This window comes from Vibrio sp. D417a (assembly GCF_030248595.1).
GTDB lineage: Bacteria > Pseudomonadota > Gammaproteobacteria > Enterobacterales > Vibrionaceae > Vibrio > Vibrio alginolyticus.
The window spans coordinates 433,068-451,855 of record NZ_JAHGAM010000005.1 but is presented as its reverse complement, the minus strand read 5'-3'; the positions used below and the strand labels follow the sequence as shown (position 1 = coordinate 451,855).

Genomic DNA, 18,788 nt, shown 5'->3' with positions numbered 1-18,788 from the left:
CAGCAACAGCAACAGCAACAGCAACAGCAACAGCAACAGCAACAGCAACAGCAACAGCAACAGCAACAGCAACAGCAACAGCAACAGCAACAGCAACAGCAACAGCAACAGCAACAGCAACAGCAACAGCAACAGCAACAGCAACAGCAACAGCAACAAAAGTCTCAAAACGAAGGGAAAGAAGCGCAAGGACAACAGTCACAAAATCAGCAAGAATCTGAAAATAAAAAAGAAAAACAAAAAACGGAACAACATCAACCGCAACGAGATGACAAGCAAGTGAAGGATCAAGGTGAACCAATACAGGCTAAAGCGCATCCCGAAAAAATGCATCAGGATGATCCTGAGTTCCGTCGACTAGAAGCAGTAGAAAGTGCTCGCGACCCAAGCTTTTTGATCCGTGCGCAAATGCAACTTCAAGCGCAACAAAAACAACCTCCACAACAATCTCAAAAGGAGTGGTAAGCCTGTGATGAACAAAGGCGTAAAACTGGTCTTTATTTTTGTGGCCAGCCTAATATCCAGTTTCTCGGTGATGGCACAGACACTTCAAGCTAGTGTGAATAAAACACAAGTAGCCAAGAATGAAGTGATTAACCTCAGAATCATTTCAGATACTGAGCTCAGCTCAGACTCAATCGACTTCAATGTTCTAGAGAAAGACTTCTTCTTGGGTCAACCTCGTTATGGCCGCTCTAGCAATAACATTAACGGAAGAAAATCAGTGCGTACCGAGTGGAGTATCTCAATTGCACCAATGAAAGAAGGTGTTCTGACTATTCCAAGTTTTTCCGCTGATGGTATGAAAACGGAGCCGATCAAACTACGTGTCAACGCGAGCCAAACAGACCCCAATCTTGATGATCTATTTAGCTTCAATATTACGGTCGACAACAGTACGCTCTACCCTCAGCAATCTGCAACATTACGTATACAGCTTCTAATCAAAGCGGACACTCGACGCCTAGATAACCCGCAAATAGTACCTCCGCAAATTGAAGGCATGAAGCTTGAGGCACTGGGTGGCTTACAGCAAAGACAGAAGATCTTAAATGGGTTAGAAGTAGCGGTCATAGAGCAGTCGTTTCGCTTAACGGCCAATCAACCAGGCACTTATACCTTGATAGGTCCTAAACTGACCGGTTCTTATATTTATGGCGACAGCTTGACGGGCTCAACCAAAATAATGCCTATCAATACCAAAGCGGAACGCATGCCAATAACGGTCAAACCGATTCCGAGCGAATTTAAAGGTGAATGGCTTCCTGCTTCAGCGTTAGAAATGACACAGAGCTGGCAAGACGATCAAGGTAATCTACTGTCGATTAACGCGATCAACACAGTAAAGCAAGGTTCTTCACTCACTCGAACCATTCAAGTTAAGGCTCGCGGTACACAAGCCGAATATCTGCCACGAGTCAATATTAGTTACCCGAGTTCACTGCGCGTGTATCCAGAACAACCTAAGTTCGATAGCGCGAGAGATGGCACCGTTACCATGACGGTGAAACAAGTCATTATTCCTACAGAGGCCGGGAAATATACCTTACCAGGATACGACTTGAACTGGTGGGACAGTCAAAATGATGAAGCGAAGAAAACAACGTTACCAGAGCTAACATTAGACGTAGAGAAAAATGACACTGGGCTAATCACGTTGCCGGAATCGCCTCTTTCAGCGCCTTTAGTGTCAGCCCCTAGTCCTGAATCAAGCGGCGGTGTAAACAGTCTCTGGCGAACGTTAACCTTTGTTTTCTCAGGGCTTTGGATAATGACATTAGGAATCGCAATTTGGGCATGGAAAAAGCGCCCAATAACAGCGAGTGGAACGGTTTCAAATACTGAACAACCACTTTGCATCGACGCGCTAAAAAAAGTCATCGAAGAGGGCGATGCTGCGAAAATTGAACGCTCTGTAAATGAGTATTTAACCACTCATCAAGACAGGTTAAACCCTGGTGACGTACAAGTAATTAAGCAAGAGCTTAATGCCATGAATCAAGCGCGTTTTAGTGCTAACCAACAACCTTGGAGCCCTGATTCGCTGTTAGCGAAAATTCAAAACCTTGGCAAAGCAAACGTAACGAAAACCGACCACCAACTCGAAAAGCTATAAATAACTAGATAACAATGGCAGCTCTCATGAGCTGCCAATTCTCTTATCCGGCCAAATTTTGCTTTAGCGGTTTTATCTAGAGCACCAACCGCCGCTTCTTCCCTATCAAGTTGCTCTTATGAACATCACTTACTCAACAAAACTTGGGGCTCGTATTCGTATCGCCTTACACAATTTCGCCCATGATTCTTCGCTTGATAGAGTGCCTTATCCGACAACTGATATAAATGGTCGAAATTAAAGTCTTTGCCTTTCGCTTTATAACAGGAGTAACCGACTGAAACGGTAAGTAACTCTCCTTCTGGGTTGTGTCGATGCTTTATCCCCTCGCCCTCGATGCACTGACGAATGCACTCTGCTCTCAGTCGAACCTCCTCTTGCTCAGAACCAATCATGAGCAATGCAAACTCCTCACCTCCGATACGGCAAAAAACTTCATCTTCACCTTTGGTATGATGATCCAAGATATAGCCAATTCGCATCAATGCGATATCGCCTTCGAGATGACCATAGTGATTATTGAATAAGCCAAAATGGTCAATATCAATCAGGATCAGGCCAAACGACATGTCGTCTTCACACTCTAGGGCACAATATTTTTGCATCACATGTTCTAACATGCGGCGATTACCAAGACGCGTCAAAGGATCGAGCTTAGAAAGTACCTCAAGCTGTCGATTGGCTTCCTCCAACTCTTTTGTTCGGTTCTGAACCTCCAGCTCTAAGTTTTCGTTTAATTCGCGAATCGCCTCTTGAGCTTGAGTACGTTGCAATACTTCAGCTAAGCTGGACGCGAACATACGAATCACTTCACGTAACTGAGAAGTTAACGGCGCACGTGTCAGCAAATTATCAACAGCGATAAAGGCGATAGGACCACTGCTATTTGAAGTCAATACCGTCATCGCAGCCCAACCAAAGCCAACAATATTACAGTCATGATAAATAGGCACTGATTCTTCAAATGCGACTTCGTTTGGCATTGAGCGAGCCAGATTTATAAGAGAGAAATCTTGGGTTTCGCCAAAGAAGTAAGATTCATCCACCACGTTACCTTGAATATCGGTACCCCACGTTCCTTGCATGTAAGAGCAATTTTCATCAGTTAAAAACACCGCCATTCGATCAATACCAAGATTTTTAATGGCGAAAGTGACGGCCGATTTGCATACTCCACTGACAGTAGTGCAACGTGATAACTCAACCATGCTTGAATGCAGCATGCGTACGTTTTGTTCTTGGCGCTTACGAATGTAAATTTGAGAGAAGAGTGAACCAAACGAGTCCAACATCTGTTTTTGATATGCCGTTATCGGCTTACGATGAATAAAGTTATCTAGCGCGAACCACCCAAACGGTTCATTGCCATCGCGTAAAATCAACATCGCATTCCAGCCCTGCCCGATGACCTTGCCTGCTGTGTATATTGGCGCGTCTTCTACAATAACTAAGTTGCTCTCGAGGCTAGATAACGCGGTGATATACTCCTCGCTAAGTTGGTGTAAATCATATTGTGTGTGAAATTCATCAATCGTAATTCCTGACTCATCCGTACCGTATGTACCACTGAAGCTACGCTTTTTCATATCGAGAAGCATCAGTGTAGAGCGATCAAACCCAAGTCGTTCACGTAACGCTTCGACGGCTTTGTAGTACAAGTCCTTTAAAGAATCAGGATTAGAGATTTCGAGTGCAACTTGCTGAACTAACTTCATATTTTCGATAAAGCGCTCGCGTTGGCTAATCTCATCAACATATTGCGCTTCACGAATATCTCTGTGCCTGATCTCTTTCGAGGCATTTTTTTCAGCACGAATACATTGCCAACGCGCCGCTGCGAGTTGCATTGCGTCGTAACTTTCTTCATAGATATTATGTGCTGTGCGAGCATGAACAGATTGAATCAGTAGGTAGGTACGTTTGATAGGCGTGTTGTCGAGCATCATGATGTAACTATCACCCCCTAAATCTCGGGTGTGATTCCAATTACAAGTGTTGATCGCCAGAGGTATGATGCTTTCAGAGGTGTCAAACTGACTTGCCCACTCCCAGAATGTCTCAGGATAGTTTTGGGTTGGGTAAAGCTCTCCGCGAGAGAAGCTCATCGAATGACGAGGGTTAATTGAAGGATCTTCAAAAATAGCGAGGGCTTGAGGGGAGAACAGACTCTCTAAATGATCAAAGATTGCCTCCGCTAGCAACCGATGGTCCCTCGTTGAAGACACTTTTCTTGTAAAACTTCTTAAACTCACCCTACCAACCTAATCTACTTTTTTATCCTCGATAAAAAACTACTTAGGCCATGATATGCAATCAATACGTTCAAATTTGAGCTGTTAAGTCATTCGCAAAATTATCAGACTTAGTGTTACATTCGAGAACTCTTCAGCACTTTTAAAGCCATGTTTCACATAAGTTACATGCTTTATAAACTGAGGAGGAAAGTTGTACTTATTTACAAGATTTTTGTGTTGGTAGATGTTTTAAGCCTACGACTTAAAAAGAAAAAGGCCCCTCATTAAGAGGGGCAAAGTTACCATCGCTTATAGTTATTTAGTTATGCTTGAAATACGGTGGATTAACCGAAATCACCATTTACGTAGCCTTGAGTACGGTCGTCTTGAGGGTTGCTAAAGATCACTTGCGTATCGTTGTGCTCAACCAGTTCACCCATTAGGAAAAACGCAGTGCGGTCAGAGATACGACGCGCCTGTTGCATTGAGTGAGTCACGATAACGATGGTGTAGTTCTTCTTTAGCTCTTCCATCAGTTCTTCGATTTTGTGTGTCGCAATTGGGTCAAGTGCCGACGTTGGCTCATCCATCAGAATCACATCCGGCTCCATCGCGATTGTACGTGCAATACATAAACGTTGCTGCTGACCACCAGAAAGACCGAATGCGTGTGATTTAAGGCGATCTTTCACCTCATCCCAAAGTGCAGCACCGCGCAGCGAACGCTCTACCACTTCATCAATTGTCTTTTTGTCTTTGATACCTTGAGCACGTAAGCCGTAAGCCACGTTCTCGTAAATGCTCATCGGGAATGGGTTTGGCTTTTGGAATACCATGCCGACTTTGATGCGAAGGTCAGCAACATCAATGTTGCCGTAAATGTCTTCGCCGTCCATCGCCAATTTACCTGTAATTTTCACGCCTTCGATTAGATCATTCATTCGGTTCAAACAGCGTAGAAGCGTTGATTTTCCGCAACCTGACGGGCCGATAAGTGCCGTCACTTGGCGAACTGGAATTGGTAAGTTGATCGATTTCAGTGCTTGGTTGTCACCGTAGAATAGGTCTAGGTTTTCAATATCAAATTTGTTCATTGTCTTAATCTCTTAATTCTTGAATTCGTGTCTTTTAACGTGCGTTCTTAATTTGTGTTGTTAGTAAGTTGCGGTGTTAAAACGTCTAGCAATCAGTTTCGTTACCATGTTGATCAAGAGAACAACTACGATAAGCACTGTTGCCGTACCGTAAGCCTGATTCCATTCTTCAACGGTAAACAGTTCGGTAGTCAGTTTGTATAGGTGAACGGTTAGCGTACGACCTGAATCCAATAAAGAATCCGGAATACGTGCAACCATACCTGCAGTCAGGAATACTGGAGCAGACTCACCAATGACACGACCAATACTTAGAATGACCGAGGTTAAGATACCTGGCATTGCGCTCGGAAGAATCAAACGCCAGATAGTGTAAATCTTAGAAGCACCGAGGCCATAAGAGCCTTCACGGTACGTTTGTGGTACTGCCATCAACGCTTCTTCCGTTGTACGGATGATAACTGGCAGGATTAGGATACTTAGCGTCAATGCACCCGACAGAATCGAGAAGCCAAGGCCAAGAATCGCCACGAAGAAAGTCATACCAAACAGGCCGAAAATGATCGACGGGATACCCGCCAATGACTCGGTACAGAATCGGATGATTTTCACCAAACGACTGCCCACTTTCGCGTATTCGGTCAAGTAGATTGCCGTCATGATACCGAGTGGCGCTGCCACTGCGATAGAAGCGATAACCATGTAAATGGTCGCCACAATCATTGGGAAGATACCGTGCTCTTCACCTGTGCGCGTATAGTTATCAGTAATGAAGTTCCAATCTACGTGTTGTAGACCGTTTGATAGGATGTACCAGATAATCCAGAACAAGAAACCTACCGTTAGTGCTGCCGAGATCCAGACAAATGCGTTAAAGACATTATCTTTGAACTGGCGTGCTTTTTTTAGTTTTGCGCGATCCATAATAGTCACCTTTAACGAGCGATTACTTCGCTTTTTCTCGGTTTAGGTACAGTAGTACAGCGTTCAACGACATGATGAAGACCAGAAGTACTACACCTGTAGCGTAAAGTGCGTTCGCGTGAACACCACTTGCGTAAGACATTTCAATAGCGATGTTTGCAGTTAGTGTACGAGCCGAATCAAGGATGCCTTCTGGCATTGCCGGCGCATTACCCATAACCATGATAATCGCCATGGTCTCACCCAACGCACGACCGATACCCAGTATCACACCTGTCATGATGCCTGAGCGAGCCGCTGGAACGAGCAACTTAAAGATGGTGTAGATTTTCGATGCGCCCAGTGCCAAAGAACCTTCTTTATAAGTACGAGGGACAGCGCGGATAGACGTTTCAGATACCGTAATTACTGTTGGTAGAATCATCACACCAAGAACAATAATACCGGCCAAGATAGTGTTACCTGCAGGTACATCAAATACCTTCTGAATCAATGGAACGATAATAACCAGACCGAAGAAACCGTAGACCACTGAAGGAATACCGGCTAGCAGCTCAACCGCTGGACGGATAATGTCTGCTAATCGCTTTGGTGCGATTTCAGCGATAAAAATGGCGGTCAGAACACCAATTGGAACCCCAACAATGACAGCACCAGCCGTCGATACGATAGATGCCACAATCATGGTGGCGACACCGTAAAGCGCAGGTGGTAACCAGTTTTGTCCTAAGACAATGCCCGATACGCCTGCTTCTTGGAATGCCGGAATACTCTCTCGAACGATGAAGTATGCAATAACGGCTAATGAAACAATGCCGATTACGGCACTCGTTAGGAACAAGCCGTGGAAGATGCGCTCTTTCCAGTCTACACGACGCTTCTCGCGTAGGCCTGACTTGCTGATAGCTCTAGCGTCAGTATTCATAAGCTTTTCACTATTTGTTGCGATGGTCATTTAAAAATCTCACGGTTCTGGGCAATGCCGTTGAACACAATGGATAGAAAAGGCTCAGCCCGAAACGTTGGGCTGAGCAAACTTTAGAGTCCCGATGGGATTAGTTAACTGAGATGTAACCTTTTTGGTCAACTAGCGCTTGCGCTTCGTCAGTTAGCATCCAGTCTAGGAATTTTTGCGTTTCTGTTGATGGCTTGCCTTCTTTGTAAAGAACAAGGAATGGACGCGCTACTTTGTAAGAACCGTTTTTAACGTTAGCTACCGTTGCATCAACGCCGTCGATTGCTAGTGCATTAACAGTGTTGTCTACAGTACCAAGAGAAATGTAGCCGATTGCGTATGGGTTAGATGCAACCATTGTTTTCAGTGCGCCGTTACCGTTTGCAACTTGAGCACGTTGAGAGATAGCTGATACCTTCTTACCAGAAATCTTCATTTTTAGAGACATGATGTCTTCAAATGCGCCACGAGTACCAGAAGCTGTGTCACGAGTAATGGCTACGATTGGCTTGTCTGCACCACCGACTTCTTTCCAGTTTGATACTTCGCCTTTGTAGATTGCAGTCACTTGCTCGGCTGTTAGACCTGGCAGTTTGTTTTGTGGGTTAACAACCACTGCGATACCATCACGAGCAACCACTTCTTCGATTAGTGTTGATTCTTTTTCAGAGTCTTTTAGATTACGAGAAGACATACCAAGGTCTGCTGAACCATTTTTCGCTGCTTTTACACCAGCTGAAGAACCAGGACCTTGAACTTCGATAAATACGTTAGGGTTCTTCTTCATGTACGTTTCAGAGAAAACTTCCATCAGTGGAGTTACGCTGCTAGAACCCACTGCAGAGATAGTTTCTTTAGCAGAAACAGGAGTCACTGCCATTGCGCCTAGAAGTGCGATTGCACCGATTACTGTCTTTTTCATCACAATTTCCTTAAGTGGCTTTATTGCCGTTGTGTTTCACTTGAACGGTGCTCACTTTAGAATTTGAATATGACAGTTGTGTTTCACTTAGTTGAACCCTCTATGACACGTTGTCATTTCTAACTATTAATTCCGCGACTTATCCCTCTCTCAATTTGAACGTAACGTTTTTATAAGTTGCCTCATGTTCAAGATGATAACCCCATCGATTTTGGTACATTTCATAACAATTAGATATGAGTAACTCATTGATTTGGCGAATGTAACAATTAAAATCGAAATGCTTATTTATAAAAAAGATAATAATCAAACCGATAGAGGGTCAATCTCATGCGTCAATTTCTTAGTACGCTTTCTATTAAACTTCAGGTTTTTCTGCCTGTTCTATTCACAGTTATATTACTCATCATTGGACTGAGTGTCGGAATCGGTAAACTCGATCAAGCATTCAATAAGGTTTCGGCTTCCACCCATAAGCTAATCATTCACAAAGAGGAACTTAGCGGCATCGTAGACAACACTTACGCCATGCGCATCAAAGCCATTTATAGTCTATTTAGAGCCGAAGATGTTCAGTCTCTCAACCAAGAGCTTTCTGAGCGACAAAACAAAAACCGCGATTTTCTTAACTCCATCGACAATCTCCCTGGCGTTCAAAATGAAGTCAATGCTATGCGTAAGGCCATGAATCACTATGTTGATTTCACTCGCGTTACCATGACACCTCTGCTCACCACTAAACACTCTTCTGATTACACCACCTCTGATTTCAATCAAAAGTACGAATCTGCAATGGCTGAGTATCGATTAGCTGGCGAAGCGATGATCAACGCCATCGACAAACTATCTAAACAATTGAATCAAATCGTCACCGATGAAGTCGAAACGAATGGCGAACAACATTCAACCACGCTAACTTACAGCGCCGTCTCGCTTGCGGTGATCTTGAGTGCCGCTTCACTTATTAGTTGGGTACTCGCCAGCTACATCGTTGCGCCGATTCGTAACCTTCAAGTAACGATGCAGGAAGTCGCGAAGGGAAACCTACTAGTTAAGGCCGAAGCCATCGGGAAAAACGAAGTGTCTCAGCTGGCTCGAGATGTAAACCAGACCATAGAAAAACTGCGTGAAACTGTAAGCGCATTGGTTCGCATTAGTGAAGATGTGGCATCAGCATCAACCGAGTTAGCAACTGTTATGACTCAAAGCAGCGTCAACTCGGATCAAGAAAAGCAAGAAGTTGAGCAAGTAGCCTCGGCGATCAATCAGCTAGAGTCGACCGCAGCTGAAGTATCGACCAATGCACAAGAAGCCGATAGTGCATCAAATCAAGCACGTACGTTAACCTCACAAAGTATAAGCATGTTTGGGGAAAGCACTCGCGCAAGTGAAAAGATGGCGGAACAACTTAACGAAGCCGCTGCCGTCGTGACTTCGCTAAAAGATCAATCAGAACACATTGGTCGCGTGATCGAAGTGATTGAAGGTATTTCTGAGCAAACGAATCTACTTGCACTGAATGCAGCGATTGAAGCTGCACGAGCGGGCGAAAGTGGCAGAGGCTTTGCGGTAGTGGCCGATGAAGTACGTATGCTGGCAGCTCGAACTCAGGAGTCCACCAAAGAGATCCAAACCATTATAGAAGAGCTACAGCAACAATCTGGTCACGCAAATGAAAGTATGCATTTCAGCTTAGCCATGTTGTCAGACAACCAAGCTCTTACACAAGAAGTTAGCCAATCACTTGCTAATATCAGTAATGCTATCGCCGATCTGAACTCAATCAACACTCAAGTTGCGACCGCATCAGAAGAGCAGAAGCAGGTCACGGCTGATATCAACAACAACTTAACGAACATCTATGAACTAGTGAGCCAGAACGTCACTGGTATCACTCAATCCGCCGCGGCAGCGCAAGAGTTGTCTGGTTTAGCAGAAAACCAAAAACATCAGCTTAAGCAGTTCCAAGTTTAAATACTCTGCTCAACACGATAAGTTCCAAAGGTTAGAAAAGAAAAAGCTCCGCACTGGCGGAGCCTATCATAAAGGCAAAGCTATCAACCCTTATTAACGTAATAATTATTATTCATCTGTCACTAACAAGAGAGAACTTTTGAAACTTGAGTTTAACGGATCTCTATTGAAAACCTCACCATTAGTCGTATCAAAAGTTGCAACATGCTTACCGTCGCCATTAGGTGTGTTGCTCCAGACATAACGCCCTAGAACATCATCTCCATCTGTCAGACTATAGCCGCTAGCAAACCCTGTACTATTTATGGCTGGGCTGTGGCAAGCTCGCTCAGTTAGAGATACCAGCTCTTTGATATTTGCTAGTCGCCAATTTTTTTTGTCTGCAAAATTGTGAAGAGGATGGTTGCCGTCCTTATTACGAATTTGTTTGGCTGTGGAGAGAGCGAGTTGCCATGACATTGTAGATCGCGTCCCCTGGCATTCTTGATTTCCTACATTCCATGTCATACCAACTGGACAGCGCATCCATGTAAGACCTGTTTTTAAGTCAGTTACGGTACCGTTATCAGAATATGTATAACGCGTGTTAGGTGCCGTTTTAGCAAAGTCAGTAGAACACTCTTGTGCAGCCATTGCAGTTTGAGAAGCCAAAGCAAGAGATAGTACAGTTATTAATTTCTTCATCTTATTGGCCCTTTACTGCTACTAGACGGATTGGGAATTGGTATGAGTCATCGGCGTCTGCACTTGTGTTGCTTGAGCGAATATCGACGAGTGAAATAGTGCCTCTATCTACGCCCCGAGAGATAATTGCAGGAAAATAAACCTCAGCATCAACGAGCTGTGATGATGTATTCACAAACGTAAAGTCGCTATGCCAAAACGCACCATACTCTAAATAAGGACTGCCTATCGTTTGCTGTGGGAAGTATTTAACATTGAAACCATACACGTTGTGTGGCGCATATTCCTCGTTCGGAGCGAACCGCGTTTGTTCACCAAAATCTAATAAGTCATATGTTTCACGGTAAGTAGGCAAGCGCCAACCATTGATTCCACATAACGATTGTTTGTTTATGTACTCAACATATTGGCTAGTGGTACAAACTTCATCACCAGCGTCTTTACAACCTGCAAGCTCTACATCTTTGCTAAATGGCTTAAATGTTTCAGACTCAAACGCAAATAGGCGATCTTTAAATTGAACCGAGCTCGCATCCGCACTCTTGTTTTCCCAAACAAGACCAGTACGCTCGTCCATAGTACAAGCCCACTCAGTCGCATCTGCAGCTAAAGCTGCACCTTGTGAATCTAGCTTAACGAACTTAAAGCCAGCGCCTGTCGACGTTTGCTTGTCCTCTTTGTCGAAGCCGTATTCCGCATCTTGACCAGGGTAAGACGCTTGAACCTCAGCAACGTCTGCTGCTCCTTCAGCAAAATAAAGAACGGCGCCCGTATCGTTACTACCAACCGTTTGTTCAGCAACCGCTACAATTTCTTCAGCAAATGCACTTACTTCCGCTTCAGACAGAAGATCAGAGGCCAATGATTTACCCTGGAAGCTAAGACTTTGAGCAAGCAGCGCTACGCCTTTGATCATTTGCTTTGGTTGCATCGCAGCTAATAGCACAACCGTGTTTTGCTCTAGCTTGTCTAGCTCGCTAGCTTCTGCGTTAGACATCACCGTACCAGAAAGAGAAACGCCGGCATCGGCGAGTTGCGCTTTCACAATCTCTTCAGCTTGAGCAACGGTTTTACCGTCAATTACAAGACCCGCGAGCAACGTTGTTACACCATTGACCGTGTTACCCGTTGCTAAATTTTGACCCGGAGCCGCAAGACGCAACGTTTGGTTTGAACCTTGATCAACTTGAGCAAGAATGGTGCTGGTTAGTACGTTTTTGTCGCTTGAAGTCAGGCTAAATTTACCGGCATTATCCGTTTTAGCACTCGGTTCAGTGGAATCACAAACGTAGTTTTGGTTTAAATCGATACATACTGGCGTATCAAGAAGTGTACCTGCAGAAACGATGGTGCCAGCTACATCATAGGTCGGTGCCGACGTGTCACCACCAGAACCTCCGCCACAGCCAGCAAGGGCTAGTGACATAGCAACGAAAGAATATTGAAACTTCATAGATTTTATCTTCTTTTGATTTTAATTAACGAGAGCGAATCACTCTCACCATTGAAAGCAGGAAAAGTCCTAACAAGGTCCAAGGCGAGCCACTGCCACCTGAACCACCGCCACTGCTTTCTTTAGTGGTATCAGCACTACACTGATACTGAGCAAAGTGACTCACACCCCACTCTTTCAACACCCCAGAGTTCCCTGACACGCGGTCAGACACTTCGAGACGCCAAGTACCCCAACTCGGTTGACCGACAAGTGCTTGTAACTCCTCGTCATACTGAGCGGTGAAGTAACCTTTAAATCCTTTGGTATTGCTTGATTGATGGCTAAGTAGCACGACCGATTTGCCTTGTGGAGACACAAGCGTCACTTGCAGATCTTGCAGTGAGTCATGTTCGATGTTCAGGTAAACCGCAAACGAATCATCAATCGTGCGTGACTTGTCCGATAGCGTCTGAGAGAACAGTCTGTCGCCCTGTTCCGGCAAAGCGGAGTTCACTGGTTGAGGCTGGATATCGAGCTCTGGCGTACCATTAACCAGCATCACCTTTTCACTCCACTGGTGAATCTTTAGGCCTTCAGAAAATTGATAATCCAATGAAATAGAGGAATCGAATTGCGTGCCACATGTTAGACCGCTTGGTAACGCCACCTTCATTGAGGTCGAGTCAGAAAGCGTTTCATCAAAGTCGAAAACAGATGCGTTGTTTAGCTGCCATTGCCCTTTGATGTTCGCTTCACGGCCAGTTTGGCTCAGGCTCAAACCAACGTCTTGACCTTGTGCGATGTATCGAGCGTCATAGCGAACACGAAGAGGCGCTTTAAGTAAGTTGTGTCTGTTGAAGCTGTCCGTCAGGAATTGGGCGTAGTCTTTATTTGGGAACAAGGTGTTTGCGGCAAACACGGTCGACTCCGCCAGATCATGCATTTTCACGCCACGACCAATGCCGTACATACCTTCAAGAACAATGGCGTCAAACTCGCGGAACACCCTATCGGTATCATCACCGTATCGTTCAACCGATGCTTTAAGCGCTTGAAACAGCGGCGTTGACCATAGCTCGTCACCTAGTTCACCGCCCACACTGACGTGCGCTGGGTACTCTGAGCTCTCGAAGTAACGTGCTCTTTGGTTCCATAAGCTACGAGTTGTTTTGCGTGTTCCGAACACACCGTCCCAGTTGAACACCGTATCTAACTCGAATTCTTGACCACGACGCGAAGCATCCAAATATTGAATGCGGTAGCTCGCGCTGCCCGCCCAGTAATCAGCAAAACCCTCTGCGATAGCACCAGTGTGACCGTACGCCCAATCCGGTACGATTTGGTAATGAATGCCATGCCCAAGCTCGTGTATCACGACATCAGCATCGACTGCATCCGGAGAAACACCACCGACACCCAGCATGAGTGCTTTCGGACCGTAATAGTAAGTAGAGTTATCTTTTGATAAACCGCGAGCGTCAAAACGAAGCGGTTCGTCAAACAAGTCGTAAGTCAGGCTTGTCAGATATTGGATCGAGCTATCAAGATGATAAAAAGCCATCAACTGTGGGAACGCATTGTCACCAAACTCGGTGCTTTGCATCTCATCAACACTGTCAAATGCTTGAACCCCTTCTGCGCTGAGAAAGTCCAACGTATCGAGTACAGGCGCTTCACCAGGTGTTGGGGCTGCAAATAAGCCCGTCGCATCCACTTGCTTCAATCTTGGGTTAGACAAATAGAACTTACCGCCGGACTGTAAAACCTCAATCGACTTGGTGACGTACTCGATCGGCTGAGGGTAATCGGATAGTGCTGACCACGTCGATTCTGGTGCCGCTTGCTGTTGCATGGTGCGAAGATCTGGGTTGAACAAAGAAACCTCAACATCAACCAGACTTCCAGAGCTCAAAGCAGGTGGCTCTTGTGCTTGCAGTTGGCGAGGTGATTCCAATTCCATTGCAACTGTTGGTTTGCCGTTACGAATGATCGTATCTTCAAGGCTCTTAAACACTCGCACAACGTGATGATTTTTATCGGTTGTTACTACGAGGGTGCGCTGTGCTTGATATTCACCGTTTACCCAAACATCAAAATTGTAATGCTCACCAAGCTGAGACTGGGTTTTGTAACGGAACTTAAACTCGCCCGCTTCCGAGTAGTGGCTGTCTAGATAAGTTTTCGCTTGCGCTTCATTCGTTACCACAGAGTCCGTTGCGGGATAATCCCACTCTGCAGCCTGTGCCGCAGGGGTACAAGCAATAAGCAGCGAAAACGCCAATGGTTTTAGCTTCATGATTTCGTCCTAGAATTCGTATTTTGCATTTAGCGTGAAGTAGCGCCCAGGCTCAGTTGAGTAACGCTTACTTTCCTCAGCGATACCCGCTACGTCTTGGTATCGGATGTATTCTTTGTCGAACAGGTTGATGATGTTTGCGCTAACACGAAGGTCTTTGGAAACGTGGTAAGTTGCGCCAATATCAAACGTATTCCACGCACTTGTCTGCGCGCACTCTGTCGCTAGACCAAGCGTGGTCTGGCATTTAGGAACGCGATCCATGGCCGCGGCCCAGTTCCAAGCCACGTAAGCATTGAAGTCTTGGTTGACGTATTTCAGTTGAGCGTTACCTTCGAATGGCGTAATGCTTCGAACGTATTCACCTTCCGCGTCTTTGCCATCTACGTAGCCAAACTTGGTGCTGATGTTCCATCGCTTAGTGATCGCGTAACCTGCAGAAAGCTCTGCACCATACGTCTCGACACCATCGAGGTTTTGGTATTGTTTAATGTAATTACCATTGCTTGAGTCAAAGCCCGTGGTCACAACGTCGATGAAGTTTTCAAACTTGTTGTAGAACAAAGACGCATAGACATACGCACGACCGTTATCGAACTTGTTACCGATTTCAAATGAGTCGGAAGTTTCAGCTTCTAGATCCATGTTTGGTGCAATGACAAACGGCGTGAGCGGCACAAAGTCGTGGCTTACGAAGCCATACGCTTTATCGTATTCCGGAGCACGGTAACCATGGTTATAAGATACATAAGCAATGTTGTTGGCAAATACCTCACGAGAAACCGACAAACTTGGAGATACCTCTGAGCTATCCATGTCTTTTAATGGGAAGCCGCCCACTTCACCCGCACCGTCTGGCGTGAGACGGTGCGCATCAAAGCGTAGGCCACCTGTGATGGTCCATTTATCCAGTTCCACCATGTCTCGAACATACAAGCCAATGTTATAAGCACGAGCAGGAGCGAAAGGTTGTTTGGTCGAAGGCGTTACCCCGTTCCAATCAATCTTGGAATCGCTATCTGTGCGCTCGTAATAGTCTGTAGAAAGCTCAACACCGTAAGCCAATTGGTGCTCAGCATTTGCTGCATAAATCGTATTGGTGAAATCGCCACGGAAGCCAATTGTTTCGTCAATGAAGGTTTTGTGTTCCAGCTCGCGACGCTTGGTGATCAAACCATTGTGATCCACTTGGCGCATTAAACGGTTGGTGTCTTCCACCACTTCGGTGTGACGCCAGTAAACTTTGGTATCCAACTCTTCGAACCAAGTTGGATTAATCGGAGTCACCTCTGCACCAATATAAGCGCTGTACTCTTCTGTGGTTTCATCCTCAGCAAAGTCTTCAATATGCCAAATTCCATCAGGTTGAATGGACGGCGAACCCTCCAAACGCTCTTGGTTCTGGGTGTAGAGTTCCGCTTTGGCTTTCAACATCACCTCTTCATTGAAAAAGTGGTTGATCGTATAAGCACCGCTGTAACCATCGAGGTCGCGATTATACAAATCTTCATCAAAGTTACGTGTCTCTTGTCCTTGCCAGTATGAAACGTTAAACAAACTCTCTGTATCACCGGAACGGAAAGCTAGATTACTCGTGCCTTTGTACTTGTTGCTGATATCGGTGTAAGTACCGGAAACATCGGTGTAGAAGTCTTTGTCTTTTAAGAAATCACCCGGCTGACTGGATTCTAAAATCACCACACCGCCAATCGCGCCAGAGCCATGCACCGAAGAACTTGCCCCTTTAATGATTTGCAGCGATTCAAAATTGGATAAATCAAAAGTATCTCGCCCAACTGCATCATTAATGTCATTCGCACCGAAGCCATCCGCAGAACGAATGCCATCACGAACGATCATAATGCGGTTACCCGTCATACCACGGATGGTAATGTTTTGCGGACGTCCTGCACCGCCCGTCACGCTTACACCAGGTTCGTTACGCAGCACGTCATATAGCTCGGTCTCGCCTCTTTCTTCGATTTGCTCGTTTGTGATAACCGCGACACTACCTGCCACTTTTGACAATGGCTGATCGATTTTATTGGCGGTTACCACCACCTCTTCCATTGAGAAAACCTTAGATTCGGCGTGCACTTGACTGGCAGCAAGTACCGAAAGTACTGCCGCTGACACTGGGGTAAGCTTCATTTACTGCTCCGCTTTAGATGTTTTAATGAGTGATAGTAGAAATGCGTATTCTTTTGCTTGTTGTTCTTGCGCTTGTCGCGGGTCCATTTGGTGGCCCGAATTAAAATTAGTTTGCAACAAGTACGGCCCGTTGCGCTCACTTAACGCTGAAACTTTAGCGAGATACTTTGCGCCTTCCCAATATGGCACGCGCAGATCGATTAAACCGACTTGAACCAACATGGGTGGGTAAGTGTCTTTATGGATATTGAGAATCGGATCGTACGCCTTCATTAACGCCAATTGTTCAGGTTTGGTTGGGTTACCCCATTCGCCATACTGCTGTGTGGTAAGCGGAAGTGAGGTATCCGACATACTTGCAACCACATCAACAAAAGGCACTTTAAGTACGACACCTGAAAACAATTTAGGATCTTGATTAACCGCTCCGGCCACCAACGTGCCACCAGCACTAGAACCGATGGCGAAAACCTCTCTATTGCCACGTTCGAATGTTTGCAGCGCCTTCGCGGCCGCGACAAAATCACCAATAGAATTGGCTTTTCGCACACCACGGCCTTGCTCGTGCCATTCATCGCCAAAGTACCCACCGCCACGGACATGGGCGATAGCGTAAATCACACCTTGGTCGAGTAAACTGATAACCTGAGGCATAAAGTACGGTTTCATCGTAAAACCATACGCGCCGTAACCGTAAATCATCACAGGAGATTGTGGGTGCAATTTGTCTTTGCGATACGCCAAAGAGACCGGGACAGAAACGCCGTCGTGCTTAATAAAAATACGTTGGGATACATAACGCTGACTATCAAAGTCTTGGTAAGCATCTTGAGAGTACAAGGATTTATTCAGCGTTTTTACATCGAACTCTTCCCACTGAGGAGGCGTAGTCATCGACATGCTTCGGATACGAATCTTGTTTGATTCAAAATCGCCCAACGTGCTTAGCCAAGCGACATTACCATCGTGTTCCAATGGCAGTATCACTTTTTCCTGACCTTGGTAAGAATACACCGTCAAAGTCGACACATTGTTTGGCTTGCTAAGTGCCACAACTCCTGCATCATAAAGGTAGAACTGTTCAAGCGGCTCACGAGGATTGGTGAAGCGTTGCCATGTTGCGCCAAGCGGTGCGAGTTCGACTTGGTAAAGGGCGAACTTTCCTTCAAGGTTGCTTTTCAGATAAATGTAACCTTTCGCCACATCCGCGTAATATTCCACACCCACTTCAGGCTTTCGCAATGAATCTGAGACAGTGCCCGTTTCTAGGTCGACAAGCTTCTGCTCTGTTGTTGACTCGTTGTTGCTTTGCAGCACAGCATAACGGCTATCTGCCGCACGATAGAAAGAAAGTAACCAATCTGACTTGGGTTCATTCCATAGGACTGTTTTTGCCAAAGATTCAGTGGAGATACGTAAGATCTGATGAGGTCGCTGAGTGCGCTTTTCCTTTGCAACGAGGAATGCCACTTTCCCGTTAGGTGACAACAATACGCCACTATCGACGTGCGTCGCCAGTTCCGTAGATTGGCCGGAGAGTAAATCAACAACCACGGCGCGATATTGTTCGCTGCCGTCGATATCTTCCGTGAAAAGTAATGTGTCACCATTCACTTGCCATTGACCAAGTTGGTAGTACTGATGCGCAGATTGTCGTTCATCGAAATCGAACACCACGTTTTCTGGTGCATGTTGACTCGCACGGGATAACAGTAAGTAACGACCATCGCGACGCGTTAGCGTCCACTCTCTTCCACTCATGATCGACCATGGCTTATCACCTTTGTCTGCCACCATGGTACCCCAGTGCGTGAGTAGGTTTTTTGTCAACGTCTGATAACTTTTTTGGTGCTGTTCAGTTTTGTGGTTTTGTTCTGTTAGGTAGGTAAGAACTCGCTCATCTTTACGAGCATCATCTCGAAGCCAGTTGAAATCATCAGCAGCAAAGCCAGAACTAGAGGTAATTATGAGCCCTAAAAAAACATGAGTAAATTTCATATAGA

General features: G+C 45.5%; 12 protein-coding genes and 1 pseudogene. 3 read left to right on the top strand and 10 right to left on the bottom strand.

All coding sequences use genetic code 11. The features are described 5' to 3' along the window. Both KI742_RS07455 and KI742_RS07450 read left to right on the top strand, forming a co-directional pair. Positions 1–465: pseudogene (locus KI742_RS07455) on the top strand (hypothetical protein); the annotation flags it as partial. Positions 466–469: 4 nt separating this feature from the next. Next, positions 470–2,116 (top strand): BatD family protein, encoded by a 1,647-nt coding sequence (locus KI742_RS07450; protein ID WP_248486168.1) that lies wholly within the window; start codon positions 470–472, stop codon positions 2,114–2,116. Positions 2,117–2,241: 125 nt separating this feature from the next. Here KI742_RS07450 and KI742_RS07445 read toward each other — a convergent pair whose 3' ends face one another. The 5 genes from KI742_RS07445 to KI742_RS07425 form a co-directional block, all read right to left on the bottom strand. Continuing rightward, positions 2,242–4,368 (bottom strand): GGDEF domain-containing protein, encoded by a 2,127-nt coding sequence (locus KI742_RS07445; RefSeq protein WP_054574929.1) that lies wholly within the window; start codon positions 4,366–4,368, stop codon positions 2,242–2,244. Positions 4,369–4,694: 326 nt separating this feature from the next. Then, positions 4,695–5,444: a phosphate ABC transporter ATP-binding protein PstB gene (gene pstB, locus KI742_RS07440; protein WP_005375156.1), complete on the bottom strand. Its 750-nt coding sequence runs from the start codon at positions 5,442–5,444 to the stop codon at positions 4,695–4,697. Positions 5,445–5,504: 60 nt separating this feature from the next. Next, complete coding sequence (gene pstA, locus KI742_RS07435) at positions 5,505–6,368, bottom strand: phosphate ABC transporter permease PstA (RefSeq protein ID WP_005383923.1); 864 nt, start codon at positions 6,366–6,368, stop codon at positions 5,505–5,507. A 22-nt stretch (positions 6,369–6,390) separates the two neighbouring features. Then, complete coding sequence (gene pstC / locus KI742_RS07430; protein ID WP_005375154.1) at positions 6,391–7,323, bottom strand: phosphate ABC transporter permease subunit PstC; 933 nt, start codon at positions 7,321–7,323, stop codon at positions 6,391–6,393. A 100-nt stretch (positions 7,324–7,423) separates the two neighbouring features. Beyond that, the gene (locus KI742_RS07425) at positions 7,424–8,245 is read right to left on the bottom strand and encodes a phosphate ABC transporter substrate-binding protein (RefSeq protein WP_005375153.1); all 822 of its coding nucleotides are present in this window, start codon (positions 8,243–8,245) and stop codon (positions 7,424–7,426) included. 330 nt (positions 8,246–8,575) lie between these two features. Between KI742_RS07425 and KI742_RS07420 the strand changes: the two genes are divergently transcribed. After that, positions 8,576–10,219, top strand: coding sequence for a methyl-accepting chemotaxis protein (locus KI742_RS07420; RefSeq protein ID WP_154203997.1), 1,644 nt, complete (start codon positions 8,576–8,578; stop codon positions 10,217–10,219). 108 nt (positions 10,220–10,327) lie between these two features. On the opposite strand, the gene KI742_RS07415 is transcribed toward KI742_RS07420, so the two are convergent. Genes KI742_RS07415 through KI742_RS07395 form a run of 5 tightly spaced genes read right to left on the bottom strand, consistent with a single transcriptional unit; the run spans position 10,328 to position 18,783 of the window. After that, complete coding sequence (locus KI742_RS07415) at positions 10,328–10,903, bottom strand: DUF1566 domain-containing protein (protein WP_053307911.1); 576 nt, start codon at positions 10,901–10,903, stop codon at positions 10,328–10,330. A 1-nt stretch (position 10,904) separates the two neighbouring features. Continuing rightward, positions 10,905–12,356, bottom strand: coding sequence for a DUF1566 domain-containing protein (locus tag KI742_RS07410; RefSeq protein WP_213969291.1), 1,452 nt, complete (start codon positions 12,354–12,356; stop codon positions 10,905–10,907). Between the two features lie 25 nt (positions 12,357–12,381). Beyond that, positions 12,382–14,634, bottom strand: a complete 2,253-nt coding sequence (locus KI742_RS07405) for a proprotein convertase P-domain-containing protein (protein WP_285385240.1) — start codon at positions 14,632–14,634, stop codon at positions 12,382–12,384. A 9-nt stretch (positions 14,635–14,643) separates the two neighbouring features. After that, positions 14,644–16,785 carry a TonB-dependent hemoglobin/transferrin/lactoferrin family receptor gene (locus KI742_RS07400; protein ID WP_285385242.1) on the bottom strand — a complete coding sequence of 714 codons (2,142 nt, stop codon included), beginning with the start codon at positions 16,783–16,785 and terminating at the stop codon, positions 14,644–14,646. Continuing rightward, positions 16,786–18,783, bottom strand: a complete 1,998-nt coding sequence (locus tag KI742_RS07395) for a prolyl oligopeptidase family serine peptidase (protein WP_285385245.1) — start codon at positions 18,781–18,783, stop codon at positions 16,786–16,788. Positions 18,784–18,788 lie beyond the last annotated feature (5 nt).